A 12,501-nucleotide genomic window follows, 5' to 3' on the forward strand; every position below is an offset into this window, starting at 1 on the left:
AGGCAGCTACGAATGGAACTTCGAAATAAAAAATTGACCCATGACGAATTCATGACCGAAAGGCATCAGGTATTACAAACCTGGGAAACCGGCAAAGACGTTGAGAACTTCGAAGATGGCGTGAAGTACCAGCAATCAATTCCGGATAAAAAGCGCTTCTCCCTTGCTCTGCTGAAGGCCGATCAGGAAGGGAAAACCCTGAGCCAGCCGCGCGCAGGCGTAGCATTAATGGATGAGCATATTGCGCTGCTCAAAACATTGCAGGAAGAGTGCGACCTCCTGCCGAGTACGATCGATGCCTATACCCGTCTGAACCGCTATGAAGAAGCCGCTGTCGGGATCCAGAAATCTATCGAAGCAGGTACTTCCAAGCTGAATGGTTTACCGGTCGTCAATCACGGGGTTGCTGCCTGCCGTCGTATGACTGAAGCGCTGGAAAAACCGATCCAGGTTCGTCACGGCACGCCGGATGCGCGCCTGCTGGCAGAAATCGCCATGGCCAGTGGCTTTACCAGCTACGAAGGCGGCGGCATCTCCTACAACATTCCTTACGCTAAACGTGTCACTCTGGAAAAATCCATCCGCGACTGGCAGTACTGCGACCGCCTGATGGGCCTGTACGAAGAGAACGGTATTCGTATCAACCGTGAACCGTTTGGCCCACTGACCGGCACCCTGATCCCGCCGTTTATGTCCCACTCGGTGGCGATTATCGAAGGTCTGTTGGCTCTGGAACAAGGCGTCAAGTCAATTACCGTTGGCTACGGCCAGGTCGGTAGCCTAACGCAGGATATTGCAGCGATTCAGGCGCTGCGCGAACTTTCCCACGAATATTTCCATAACCACGGCTTTGACGATTATGAACTGAGTACCGTTTTCCACCAGTGGATGGGCGGATTCCCGGAAGATGAAGCAAAAGCCTTCTCCGTTATCGCCTGGGGCGCAGCGGTTGCCGGTATGTCAGGTGCCACCAAAGTGATCACCAAAAGCCCGCACGAAGCGTTCGGTATCCCAACGGCGGCAGCGAACGCCCAGGGTCTGAAAGCTTCACGCCAGATGCTCAACATGGTCAGCGACCAGAAATTCCCGCAGTGCGCTGCCGTGGAGCAGGAAGTTGATCTGATTAAGAGCGAAGTCCGCGCGGTGCTGAAGAAAGTCTTCGAACTGGGCAATGGCGACATTGCGCGCGGTACAGTGCTGGCCTTTGAAGCAGGCGTACTGGATGTACCTTTCGCGCCTGCCGCCTGTAACGCCGGTAAGATCCTGCCTGTTCGCGATAACACAGGCGCCATCCGTATTCTCGAAGCCGGTGCCGTTCCGCTGCCGAAAGACATTCTCGCCCTGCACCACGACTACGTCGCAGAGCGCGCGCATTTCGAAGGCCGCAAGCCTTCTTTCCAGATGGTCATTGATGACATCAACGCCGTATCCCACAGTAAATTAATAGGAAGACCATAATGAAAATTAAACAGGCCCTTTTCACAGCTGGCTACTCCTCATTTTATTTTGACGATCAGCAGGCCATCAAAAACGGCGCCGGTCATGACGGGTTTATCTATACCGGCGCTCCGGTAACGCCTGGATTTACGTCTGTTCGTCAGGCGGGTGAATGCGTATCCGTACAGCTGATTCTGGAAAACGGCGCAGTAGCAGTGGGCGATTGTGCAGCAGTGCAATATTCAGGTGCAGGTGGACGCGATCCGCTGTTCCTGGCTGAAAACTTCATTCCGTTCCTCAACGATCACATCAAACCGCTGCTGGAAGGCCGCGACGTTGATTCGTTCCTGACCAACGCCCGTTTCTTTGACGAACTGCGTATTGACGGCCATCTGCTGCATACCGCCGTACGTTATGGTCTGTCTCAGGCGCTGCTCGACGCGGCAGCACTGGCTACCGGTCGTCTGAAAGCAGAAGTGGTTTGTGATGAATGGCAACTGCCGTGCGTCCCGGAAGCCATTCCATTATTTGGCCAGAGCGGCGACGACCGTTATATCGCCGTCGACAAGATGATCCTCAAAGGTGTGGACGTCCTGCCGCATGCGCTGATCAATAACGTAGAAGAGAAGCTGGGCTTCAAAGGCGAAAAACTGCGTGAGTACGTCCGCTGGTTGTCTAACCGCATCCTGAGCCTGCGCACCAACGAAACCTATCACCCGACGCTGCATATTGATGTCTACGGCACCATCGGTCTGATCTTCGATATGGATCCGGTGCGTTGCGCCGAATACATCGCCAGCCTGGAAGCCGAAGCTCAAGGCCTGCCGCTGTACATTGAAGGCCCGGTAGATGCCGGTAACAAGCCGGATCAGATCCGCATGCTCACCGAGATCACTCAGGAGCTTACCCGTCTGGGTTCCGGCGTGAAAATTGTTGCGGATGAATGGTGTAACACCTATCAGGATATCGTGGACTTCACCGACGCGGGCAGTTGCCACATGGTGCAGATCAAGACCCCGGATCTGGGCGGTATTCACAACATCGTCGATGCGGTGCTGTATTGCAACAAACACGGAATGGAAGCCTATCAGGGCGGTACCTGTAACGAAACGGAAATCAGTGCGCGTACCTGCGTACACGTCGCGCTGGCTGCGCGTCCAATGCGTATGCTGATCAAGCCGGGTATGGGTTTCGATGAAGGTCTCAACATCGTGTTTAACGAAATGAACCGCACCATCGCGCTGTTGCAAACTAAGGATTAAGAGATGGCACGCACATTTAAGATCTTATCGCCTACGGCTATCCTGGGTTATGGCTTCCCGGAAGAAAGTTTTCGTAAAGCCATGGAAGAGTCACCGGATCTTATTGCTGTTGACGCAGGTTCCTCCGATCCAGGCCCCCACTATCTGGGGGCGGGTAAACCCTTTACCGACCGGGCCGGTGTGAAACGCGATCTGCGCTATATGATCGTGGCAGGCGTGAAGAACAACATCCCGGTAGTGATCGGCACGGCCGGTGGTTCTGGCGCAGCTCCGCATCTGGAGTGGTGTCGCCAGATAATCCATGAGATCGCACAGGAAGAAAAACTGTCCTTCTCAATGGCGTTAATCCCGTCTGATGTCGACAAAGAAATCGTTCATCAGGCGCTGGATAACGGCAAAATCACCGCGCTCGATTTTGTGCCTGAACTGACTCACGATGCAATTGAAGAGAGCACCTACATTGTCGCGCAGATGGGCGTCGAGCCTTTTCAGCGTGCGCTCGAAGCTGGCGCGCAGGTGGTGCTGGGCGGACGTGCCTACGATCCGGCCTGCTTCGCCGCGCTGCCAATAATGCAGGGCTTTGATGAAGGTCTGGCACTTCATTGCGGGAAGATCCTTGAGTGTGCTGCCATTGCTGCCACCCCTGGCTCCGGCTCAGATTGTGCGATGGGGATCATTGATGACAACGGCTTTACGCTGAAGGCGTTCAATCCCAAGCGTAAGTTCACTGAAACTTCCGCTGCGGCGCACACCCTGTATGAGAAGTCCGATCCGTACTTCCTGCCAGGACCAGGCGGCGTGCTGAACCTGAAAGCGTGCACCTTTACCCAGGTTAACGAGGGCGAAGTGTATGTCAGTGGTTCACGTCATGAAGAAACACCGTATGCGTTGAAACTGGAAGGCGCGCGCCAGGTTGGCTTCCGTTGCCTGACCATCGCCGGAACGCGCGACCCAATTATGATTGCCGGGATTGACACCATTCTCGAAGAGGTACAGGCAAGCGTGGCGCGTAACCTCTCACTGAATGACGACAGTATCCGCATGACGTTCCACCTGTATGGTAAGAACGGTGTGATGGGCAACCATGAACCGATGAAAACCGCCGGTCATGAGCTGGGGATTTTACTGGATGTCGTTGCGCCGACGCAGGATATCGCCAACAGCGTTTGCTCGCTGGTACGCTCTACCCTACTGCACTACGGCTATGAAAATCGCATTGCGACTGCGGGCAACCTCGCCTTCCCGTTCTCGCCATCTGATATTCAAAGTGGACCGGTGTATGAGTTCTCGATCTATCACCTGATTGAAGCGAGCGATGCGCTGCGATTTGATTTCCACATTGAACAGGTGACGCCAGAAGGAGTTCAGGCATGAAACACTCAATTTGTTCACTGGCGCAGGTTATTCGCTCCAAAAACGCCGGACCGTACGAACTGGTTTTAGATATTTTATTTAAAACCAGGGAAGACTATCAGCGGGTAAAAGCCTGCGAGCAATTAACGCCGCAGCTCATTGCCAGTTTATATAATGTTGAACCTGACTTCATTCACAATATCGTGTGGTTCGATCCGGCGAATGCCGTAAAAATCGTCATGCCGCGCGATATTATTTCCGGCAACGTCGGTGATAATGATGTTTATGGTGCTCAGCAACACGCTCCATTATTAAGTATTGAGTTCGACTTGTAACAAAAAACACAATAACAACCATTGGAGCACAGAATTCAGCGGTATCACAGTGCTTCGAATTATTCATGCGGTTGGTCACAACAGGCGTGCGTCTGAGCTGCTGTCCAGGCTCAGGCGCACGCCACCCTACACAATTCCAATTACCAGCCTTTATCCGATGGAGTACACATGAAGAAAATAAGTTTAACGAAGATGATCATATTAGGCCTGATACTCGGCATGATTGCCGGGGTGGCCATAAATAATATGGCCGCGGCTGAAACCGCAAAATCCTATGCAGCAGATATTTCTATTTTTACCACTATATTCTTACGTATGGTAAAAATGATTATCGCGCCATTGGTTATTTCAACTCTGGTTGTTGGTATTGCCAAAATGGGCGATGCCAAAACGCTGGGACGTATATTTTCGAAAACCTTCTTCCTGTTTATTTGCGCCTCTCTGGTGTCAATTGCACTGGGTCTGGTTATCGTTAACATCTTCCAGCCAGGCGCGGGGATCAACTTCGTGCCACATGACGTCGGGGCTGTTGCCGCCGTTAAGTCAGAGCCATTCACGCTGAAAGTGTTTATCTCGCACGCGGTACCGACCAGTATTGTCGATGCGATGGCGCGTAACGAAATTCTGCAGATCGTGGTGTTCTCAATTTTCCTCGGTTGCAGCCTGGCCGCGATTGGTGAAAAAGCCGAGCCTATCGTGAAGGTTCTGGATTCACTGGTACACGTGATGCTGAAGCTGACGGGCTACGTCATGCTGTTTGCACCATTGACCGTTTTTGCCGCTATTTCTGGTCTGATTGCCGAACGTGGTCTGGGTGTAATGGTCAGCGCCGGGATCTTCATGGGTGAATTCTATCTGACCCTGGGTATGCTTTGGGCAATCCTGATTGGCCTGTCAACCATGATAGTCGGGCCTTGCATCGCGCGTTTGACCAAATCAATCCTCGAGCCTGCACTGCTGGCCTTTACTACCTCCAGCTCAGAAGCCGCCTTCCCGGGCACCCTGGACAAGCTGGAAAAATTCGGCGTTTCTTCAAAAATCGCCAGCTTCGTTCTGCCTATCGGTTACTCCTTTAACCTGGTCGGCTCCATGGCGTACTGCTCATTTGCCACCGTCTTTATTGCTCAGGCGTGCAACATTGAGCTGAGCATGGGCGAGCAAATTACCATGCTGTTAATCCTGATGCTGACCTCTAAAGGGATGGCGGGCGTACCGCGTGCATCAATGGTGGTTATCGCCGCAACCCTGAACCAGTTCAACATTCCTGAAGCCGGTCTGATCCTGTTGATGGGCGTCGATCCGTTCCTCGATATGGGTCGTTCTGCTACCAACGTCATGAGTAACGCAATGGGTGCTGCCATTGTAGGTCGCTGGGAAGGTGAACACTTCGGCCAGGGTTGTCGTGGCACTGCACCAGTGAAGACCCCGGAACAAGAACGTCCGGTTACCGAAACAGAAGTCGCGTTGTCCTGATACGACGTTTTTGCCGGATGACGCTTACGCTTATCCGGCCTACATAACGTTTAACTATCCGTTGGCCGGATAAGGCGGTAAGCCGCCATCCGGCACCATGATGAGCACACCAACAGGATTGCACCATGACTAAAACTCTTCTCGGCGTGAGTATTTTTTCCTTCAGCGTTTTGTTTAGCGCAACGACTCTCGCGCAAACCACGCCGGATTACGCAAAGCTTATCGACCAGGCACATCAAAAATATAAAAGTAACCACGATGGAAAAGTCGCCGACTACATCCCTGCCCTGGCGACCTACAGCCCGAATAACTTTGCCATCACCATTGCCACGGTGGACGGCAAGATCTACCAGGTTGGCGATGTTAACAAACCCTTCCCCATGGAATCCCTGAGCAAAGTCTTCACCATGGCGCTCGCCATGGAACAGCACGGCCCTCAGGTGGTGCTGGATAAACTCGGGGCCAATGCCACCGGCATGCCCTTCAACTCCGGTTTAGCGGTTGAGCTGACCAAAGGCGCACCTGAGAACCCGCTGGTAAACGCCGGGGCGATGAGCACCGTTAGCCTGATTGAAGCTAAAGACAAAACCGATCGCTGGAACAAAATCCTCGACAACCTGAACGTCTGGGCCGACGCCACGCTCACGGTTAATGAGCCGGTCTTTAAATCCGAGATGGAAACCAACCAGCACAATCAGGCGCTGGCGAAGCTGATGGAGTCCTATAACAGCTTCTATGGCAATACCGACGAAGCTGTCGAAATTTATACCCGTCAGTGCTCGGTGGATATCACCGTTGAGCAACTGGCCAAAATGGGGGCGGTACTGGCGAACAAAGGCAAATCTCCATTCAACGGCAAGCAGTTGCTGAATGAAAAATATGTTCCGCAGGTGCTGGCAGAAATGGCGATTGCCGGACTATACGACGGCAGCGGTAAATGGCTCTACACCGTGGGCATCCCGGCAAAAAGCGGCGTCGGCGGCGGCATGGTCGCCGTTGTCCCGGGCAAATATGCAATTGCCGTCTATTCTCCGCCGCTGGATGAAGCCGGTAACAGCGTTCGCGCCCAGAAAACGATCGAATATGTCGCCGAAGCGACAAAAGCCAATGTCTTTTTAGCGCATTAAGCAATTACGGATGGCGTGAGCGCCATCCGACATATTAACTAAAAGGTGAGATGTAAACATGTCTAAACCATTTGTCTGGCAGGAACTCTTTGTTCAGAGTAAAGATAATACCGAATATGAATTACTGAGTAACCAGCACGTTGCGGTAACGGAGTTAGACGGAGAGGAAGTGATTAAGGTTGCGCCAGAAGCGCTAACCTTATTAGCCCAGCAGGCATTTTATGAGGCTTCATTTTTCCTGCGCGCCGGACATTTAAAACAGATAGCCAGCATTCTGCACGATCCGCAGGCCAGCAGTAACGATAAGTACGTCGCATTGCAACTGCTACGCAATGCTGAGGTTTCGGCCAAAGGCGTCCTGCCCAACTGCCAGGATACCGGGACGGCAACCATTGTGGCCTGCAAAGGACAGCATGTCTGGACCGGCGGCGATGACGCAGAAGCATTAAGCAAAGGCGTGTACACCACCTTCACCGAAAACAACCTGCGTTACTCGCAAAATGCCCCGCTGGACATGTATACCGAGGTCAATACCCAGACTAACCTGCCGGCGCAAATCGACATCAGCGCCACGCCGGGTAACGAATACCGTTTCCTGTTCGTCAACAAAGGCGGCGGCTCTGCTAACAAAGCGGCGCTGTTCCAGGAAACCAAATCTATTCTGCAGCCGGAAAAGCTCACCGCGTTTCTGATCGAAAAAATGAAATCACTGGGTACAGCCGCCTGCCCGCCGTATCACATCGCTTTCGTCGTTGGAGGCTTGTCCGCCGACCAGACGCTGAAAGTTGCTAAACTGGCTTCAACTAAATATTACGATAACCTGCCCACCAGCGGGAACGAACTGGGTCAGGCATTCCGCGATACGGCGCTGGAAGCCGAGCTGCTTAACGCCAGCCGCGAGTTTGGCATCGGCGCGCAGTTTGGCGGCAAATACTTTGCCCACGATATCCGGGTGATCCGCCTGCCGCGCCACGGCGGCTCCTGCCCTATCGCCATGGCTCTCTCCTGCTCAGCCGACCGCAACATCAAGGCCAAAATCAACAAACACGGAATCTGGCTGGAGAAACTCGAGCATAATCCGGGCAAATTTATTCCCGATTCACAGCGGGTGGAAAATGGCGCCCAGACCGTACAACTGGATCTGAATCGTCCGCTGCGCGAGATCCTGCAGGATCTCACCACTCTGCCAATTGGGACGCGTTTATCGTTAAACGGCCCGATTGTTGTGGCTCGCGATATCGCGCATGCCAAAATCAAAGAGCGCCTGGATAACGGCGAACCGATGCCAGATTACATGAAAAACCATATCGTCTATTACGCGGGCCCGGCTAAAACCCCCAGTAATCTGGCCTGCGGTTCGCTCGGTCCTACAACCGGCGGGCGCATGGACGGTTACGTCGATGCTTTCCAGGCTGCGGGCGGCAGTCTGATCATGTTGTCGAAAGGCAACCGCAGCGCGCAAGTCACGGATGCGTGTCGCAAACATGGTGGTTTTAACCTTGGCAGCATTGGCGGCGCCGCAGCCTTGTTGGCGCAGCAGTACGTGAAGAGCCTGCACTGCCTTGAATATCCCGAGCTGGGAATGGAAGCGGTGTGGATGATGGAAGTTAAAAATATGCCGGCCTTCGTATTAGTGGATGACAAAGGCAATAACTTCTTTAGCCAGTTTGAGCAGCAGCACCGCTGCGCAACCTGTCCGGCAGGACATTAAGGAGTCACCATGGAAGCGCGAGCCAATAATGACAGACACCGCCAGCGTCAGCAGAAACTGAAAGAACAGGTTGATACCCGCGTGGCGGCAGCAACGGAGAAGAAAGGGATCCTGATTGTCTTCACCGGCAACGGTAAAGGAAAATCCACCGCAGCCTTTGGTACGGCAACGCGCGCGGTTGGTCACGGAAAAACCGTTGGCATCGCGCAGTTTATTAAAGGCCAGTGGGATAATGGCGAGTACAACACGCTGCAACCGCTCGGTGTCGAATTTCATATTATGGGCACCGGATTTACCTGGGAAACCCAAAATCGGCAAGCGGATATCGAGGCGGCAACGGTAGTCTGGCAGGAAAGTAAGCGCATGCTGGCTGATCCGCAGTACGATCTGGTGGTGTTGGATGAGCTTACCTACATGCTGGTTTACCACTATCTGGACACCCAGGAGGTTATCAGCGCCATCGAAAATCGCCCTGCGGAGCAAAGCGTCATCGTGACCGGGCGCGGATGCCATGCGCTGTTACTGGAACTGGCCGATACGGTCAGTGAAATTCGCCCGGTCAAGCACGCGTTTGACCGCGGGATTCAGGCACAGATTGGAATCGACTGGTAGCCGTTCTTTTGCCGGATAACGATGCTAACGCGTCTTATCCGGCCTACCAATCGTTGTAGGCCTGATAAAGCGCAAACCACCATCAGGCAGCCGACACCACGGACTTACTGAGCAACCAGTTACGAAATGTCTGTAAATGCGCAGACTCCGATTTCTCTTCACGCCACGTCATAATGAAACGGTTCCCGGTGCGCATCGGAACATCGCAAGGAATGACCATATCTCCATTGTCCAGATCGTGCTGAATGGCAAAACGAGGAAGCAGCGCAACCCCCAGATTAGAACGGACCGCCGCAATCAACATCGACAACAGATCAAATCTCGGGCCTTTATTTACCAGCGGGCTGCTGACGTTGGACAGCGCAAACCATTCCTGCCAGCCTTTGATTCGCGTACTCTGGTGCAACAGCGGGTATTCGTTCAGCAGTTCGTGGACTGACAGTTTCCGTTCCGGTTCGGCCAGCAGACAGCGGCTGCAAACTGGCAGAATTTCCTCTTCAAACAAGTACTCAACCTCTGACCACGGTGAGTAGAAATCTTCGCGCATAATTGCCGCATCATACTCACGATTAAGAAAATCACCGATATTCGCCAGCGAATGGATGTTCACAATAATATCAGGATTGAGTTTGTTAAACTCGCGCAGGTTGGGGATCAACCAATGCGTACTAAACGTCGGATTTACCGCCAGCTCAATAACCTGTACGGTCGGTTGCCAGGTCATTATTGTGGTCGTATCACGCTCGAGTTTATTTAACGTTTCTTTAACGATACTTAAATAGTGTTTGCCGGCCGCATTTAAAAAAATACGTTTTTTGGCATGATTAAATAGCGCGGTATTAAGAAAATCCTCCAGTGCATTCACCTGGCGGAAAACAGCACTTTGTGTTAACGCCAACTCTTCAGCTGCCCGGGTATAACTTTCGTGACGCGCAACCACTTCAAAAGTTACCAGCAACTCCGTCTTGGGTATTTTTCCTCTCATAACCTCTTCCATATGCAGCGTACAAAAATAGTTTAATTTATAAAAAATAATTCAAGGCACCCAGATAAGCACCGAGAGTTATATTTTATTTTCTCCATTGATGTCATTGATCCAATCCATGATTTGCTCACACTGATGGCGGATAAATATTAACCAATAATACTCAAGCACAACAATAAACACAATTTAAATAAGGTTAAACCTAAGTAAATAGTGCCAATAAGTTCTTAATAATTTTTCAAGTCTTCTTGTTTATTGCAGAAAAAACTTTGCGAGATTAATCAATATTATCCATGCGCTAATCCTGGATAATTTCACGTTATAACTTACGGGCAAACGACTGCTTTTAATCATTTATTGATGTCGTTTGTGCCATTTTTTGACAGACGTGATAAAGGACGCATTGTGAAAACTTTCGGAAAGGTCTGGCTCGTTGGTGCAGGTCCTGGTGATATTTCATTACTGACCCTCAAAGCAATGATGTGCATTAAACAGGCCGACGTCATTATTTACGATCGGCTGGTCAATCCTAAAATTTTGGAATGGGCATTACCTGACTGCCTGCTTATCAATGTCGGCAAAAATCCAGGCTTCCATTGCGTTCCCCAGGATGAAATCAACGCACTGCTGGTCCAGTATGCCCAAACACACCACAACATTGTGCGCCTCAAAGGTGGCGATCCGTATGTATTTGGCCGTGGGGCTGAAGAAGTTGAGGATCTGGTTGAAATGGGCATCCCTTTTGAAGTTGTACCGGGTATTAGTTCTACGATTGGCGGCCTGACCTATGCCGGTATCCCGGTGACGCATCGCGATTTTGCCTCCGGTTTTCACGTGGTGACAGGCCACACGCGGGAAGGCAATCAGCAGCAAGACTGGCGTCAACTGGCGAAACTTAACGGCACGTTGATCATCGTCATGGGTATCGCCAATCTGGCGTTTATCTGTGAAGAGCTGTTGATGGGCGGAAAATCAGCAGACACGCCCGCCGCGCTAATTATGTCCGCGACCCGAGAAAATCAACGTCGCCTGACCTGCACGCTCGGTTCATTATTGAGCAAGGCGCAGGAAGCTAATATTGTTCCACCGGCGTTGATTGTAATCGGAGATGTGGTGACCCTGAGCGATCGGCTCTCTTTTATACCTGAAGCCATCTCGCTGCCAGACAATCTTTACTGCGAAAGTCTGGCGTGACGAAAAGACTGGGGCGACGTTTGATGCGCCGCCCGGAAAACGCGGCAAAAGTAACTGGTTTGCGCGTATTGCAGTTTCCTGGCAATACTGTCTATGGAATGAAGCGGATCGTGTAATAACTCCCCTGCTTTTTGCATTTTTTTCTGACTCACCCAGGTTTTAAAATTAACACCCTGGCGTTTCTTGAAAAACCGGCTGAAATAGTTCGCGCTTAAGCACACATGAGCCGCGACAGATTCCAAAGACAATTCACCATACAAATTCTCGTCAATATAACGCAGCGCCGCCATAAGTTTTTTCTCGTGACGTGAAGGCTCAGTGAAATAATGATGAGCGTAACGGATTGCCGGAACTACAATCTTCTCAGAGATCAATTGTTCTTTCTCAAAATTATCAACAATAAAACTTAACAAATTTGCCGACGCCACCAGCACATTATTATCCACCATCGCAGACTGGCCCCACTCAGCTTTAATTTCGGGGTTATTAATCCATGAGTTTTTGTTATCAATAGCGATAGTTTCATATTCCTGATATTTTACCCGCACCTGCCCGCAAATAATAAAACCGTAAAGGTGTCCCTCATGAATTAATGGCATCGAGAACAGGCTTAGCCCTGCATGACAGGTGAGTATTCTGGGTTTAAGCTGTTTTAATGCCTCAAAAGCACAGTACTTGTCGCACTTTTGGCAACCTGCTCGATAGCGCTCATCCGCACGCATTAATGTGCAAAACGAATTAAAATTATGACATTTAGACAACGCTATACCGTTAATATCAACGACGACTGTGGCTAACCCAGTGGCTCGGGAGAAGAGTTCTGCGATAGAGAAAAAACGGTGTAAATAGTCATCCTGGATTTTCAGCGGCACGTTATCCTCCGGCATTAATAATATTAAGGCCGCTAATATGCAAAAATTAGCCTCAGGAAAGAATGATGCTCACCGCAAAAAATAATCTCATTTGTGCAGATGATTATGATCAATTGGCAAGAAAATTATAGCGACCACGA

11 protein-coding genes are annotated in these 12,501 nt (G+C 51.3%); 9 read left to right on the top strand and 2 right to left on the bottom strand.

Annotated features, from left to right (window positions below; all coding sequences use genetic code 11):
- Positions 1-12 precede the first annotated feature (12 nt).
- The 8 genes from HV237_RS16570 to cobO all read left to right on the top strand — a co-directional run bounded on the left by HV237_RS16570 (position 13) and on the right by cobO (position 9,310).
- Entirely contained in the window at positions 13-1,458 is a 1,446-nt protein-coding gene (locus HV237_RS16570) for a methylaspartate mutase subunit E (protein ID WP_016156014.1), read from the top strand.
- Positions 1,458-2,699 carry a methylaspartate ammonia-lyase gene (locus tag HV237_RS16575; protein ID WP_016152305.1) on the top strand — a complete coding sequence of 414 codons (1,242 nt, stop codon included), beginning with the start codon at positions 1,458-1,460 and terminating at the stop codon, positions 2,697-2,699. Before HV237_RS16570 ends, HV237_RS16575 begins: the two co-directional genes overlap by 1 nt.
- A gap of 3 nt (positions 2,700-2,702) precedes the next feature.
- Entirely contained in the window at positions 2,703-4,073 is a 1,371-nt protein-coding gene (locus HV237_RS16580; protein ID WP_016156013.1) for an acyclic terpene utilization AtuA family protein, read from the top strand.
- Positions 4,070-4,387, top strand: a complete 318-nt coding sequence (locus HV237_RS16585; protein ID WP_016152303.1) for a DUF4387 domain-containing protein — start codon at positions 4,070-4,072, stop codon at positions 4,385-4,387. Before HV237_RS16580 ends, HV237_RS16585 begins: the two co-directional genes overlap by 4 nt.
- Positions 4,388-4,555: 168 nt before the next feature.
- Positions 4,556-5,860: a dicarboxylate/amino acid:cation symporter gene (locus HV237_RS16590; protein WP_016152302.1), complete on the top strand. Its 1,305-nt coding sequence runs from the start codon at positions 4,556-4,558 to the stop codon at positions 5,858-5,860.
- A gap of 125 nt (positions 5,861-5,985) precedes the next feature.
- Positions 5,986-6,987: a glutaminase A gene (glsA, locus tag HV237_RS16595; protein WP_047359470.1), complete on the top strand. Its 1,002-nt coding sequence runs from the start codon at positions 5,986-5,988 to the stop codon at positions 6,985-6,987.
- Between the two features lie 58 nt (positions 6,988-7,045).
- Entirely contained in the window at positions 7,046-8,698 is a 1,653-nt protein-coding gene (locus HV237_RS16600; RefSeq protein WP_016152300.1) for a class I fumarate hydratase, read from the top strand.
- 9 nt (positions 8,699-8,707) lie between these two features.
- Complete coding sequence (gene cobO / locus HV237_RS16605) at positions 8,708-9,310, top strand: cob(I)yrinic acid a,c-diamide adenosyltransferase (RefSeq protein WP_181541573.1); 603 nt, start codon at positions 8,708-8,710, stop codon at positions 9,308-9,310.
- Between the two features lie 82 nt (positions 9,311-9,392).
- On the opposite strand, the gene HV237_RS16610 is transcribed toward cobO, so the two are convergent.
- Positions 9,393-10,295, bottom strand: a complete 903-nt coding sequence (locus tag HV237_RS16610) for a LysR substrate-binding domain-containing protein (protein ID WP_047359471.1) — start codon at positions 10,293-10,295, stop codon at positions 9,393-9,395.
- 405 nt (positions 10,296-10,700) lie between these two features.
- Between HV237_RS16610 and cobA the strand changes: the two genes are divergently transcribed.
- Positions 10,701-11,489, top strand: a complete 789-nt coding sequence (gene cobA / locus HV237_RS16615) for a uroporphyrinogen-III C-methyltransferase (protein WP_052951307.1) — start codon at positions 10,701-10,703, stop codon at positions 11,487-11,489.
- Here cobA and HV237_RS16620 read toward each other — a convergent pair.
- Positions 11,468-12,361 carry a PocR ligand-binding domain-containing protein gene (locus HV237_RS16620; RefSeq protein ID WP_047359513.1) on the bottom strand — a complete coding sequence of 298 codons (894 nt, stop codon included), beginning with the start codon at positions 12,359-12,361 and terminating at the stop codon, positions 11,468-11,470. The two genes, cobA and HV237_RS16620, sit on opposite strands and share 22 nt — an antisense overlap.
- Positions 12,362-12,501: the final 140 nt, after the last annotated feature.

It is taken from the genome of Citrobacter sp. RHBSTW-00570 (assembly GCF_013739755.1).
GTDB classification, from domain to species: Bacteria; Pseudomonadota; Gammaproteobacteria; order Enterobacterales; family Enterobacteriaceae; genus Citrobacter; species Citrobacter braakii.

Coding starts and splice junctions, on each gene's coding strand:
- HV237_RS16570 (WP_016156014.1), top strand. CDS start 13: ATGGAACTTCGAAATAAAAAATTGACCCATGACGAATTCATGACCGAA.
- HV237_RS16575 (WP_016152305.1), top strand. CDS start 1,458: ATGAAAATTAAACAGGCCCTTTTCACAGCTGGCTACTCCTCATTTTAT.
- HV237_RS16580 (WP_016156013.1), top strand. CDS start 2,703: ATGGCACGCACATTTAAGATCTTATCGCCTACGGCTATCCTGGGTTAT.
- HV237_RS16585 (WP_016152303.1), top strand. CDS start 4,070: ATGAAACACTCAATTTGTTCACTGGCGCAGGTTATTCGCTCCAAAAAC.
- HV237_RS16590 (WP_016152302.1), top strand. CDS start 4,556: ATGAAGAAAATAAGTTTAACGAAGATGATCATATTAGGCCTGATACTC.
- glsA (WP_047359470.1), top strand. CDS start 5,986: ATGACTAAAACTCTTCTCGGCGTGAGTATTTTTTCCTTCAGCGTTTTG.
- HV237_RS16600 (WP_016152300.1), top strand. CDS start 7,046: ATGTCTAAACCATTTGTCTGGCAGGAACTCTTTGTTCAGAGTAAAGAT.
- cobO (WP_181541573.1), top strand. CDS start 8,708: ATGGAAGCGCGAGCCAATAATGACAGACACCGCCAGCGTCAGCAGAAA.
- HV237_RS16610 (WP_047359471.1), bottom strand. CDS start 10,295: ATGAGAGGAAAAATACCCAAGACGGAGTTGCTGGTAACTTTTGAAGTG.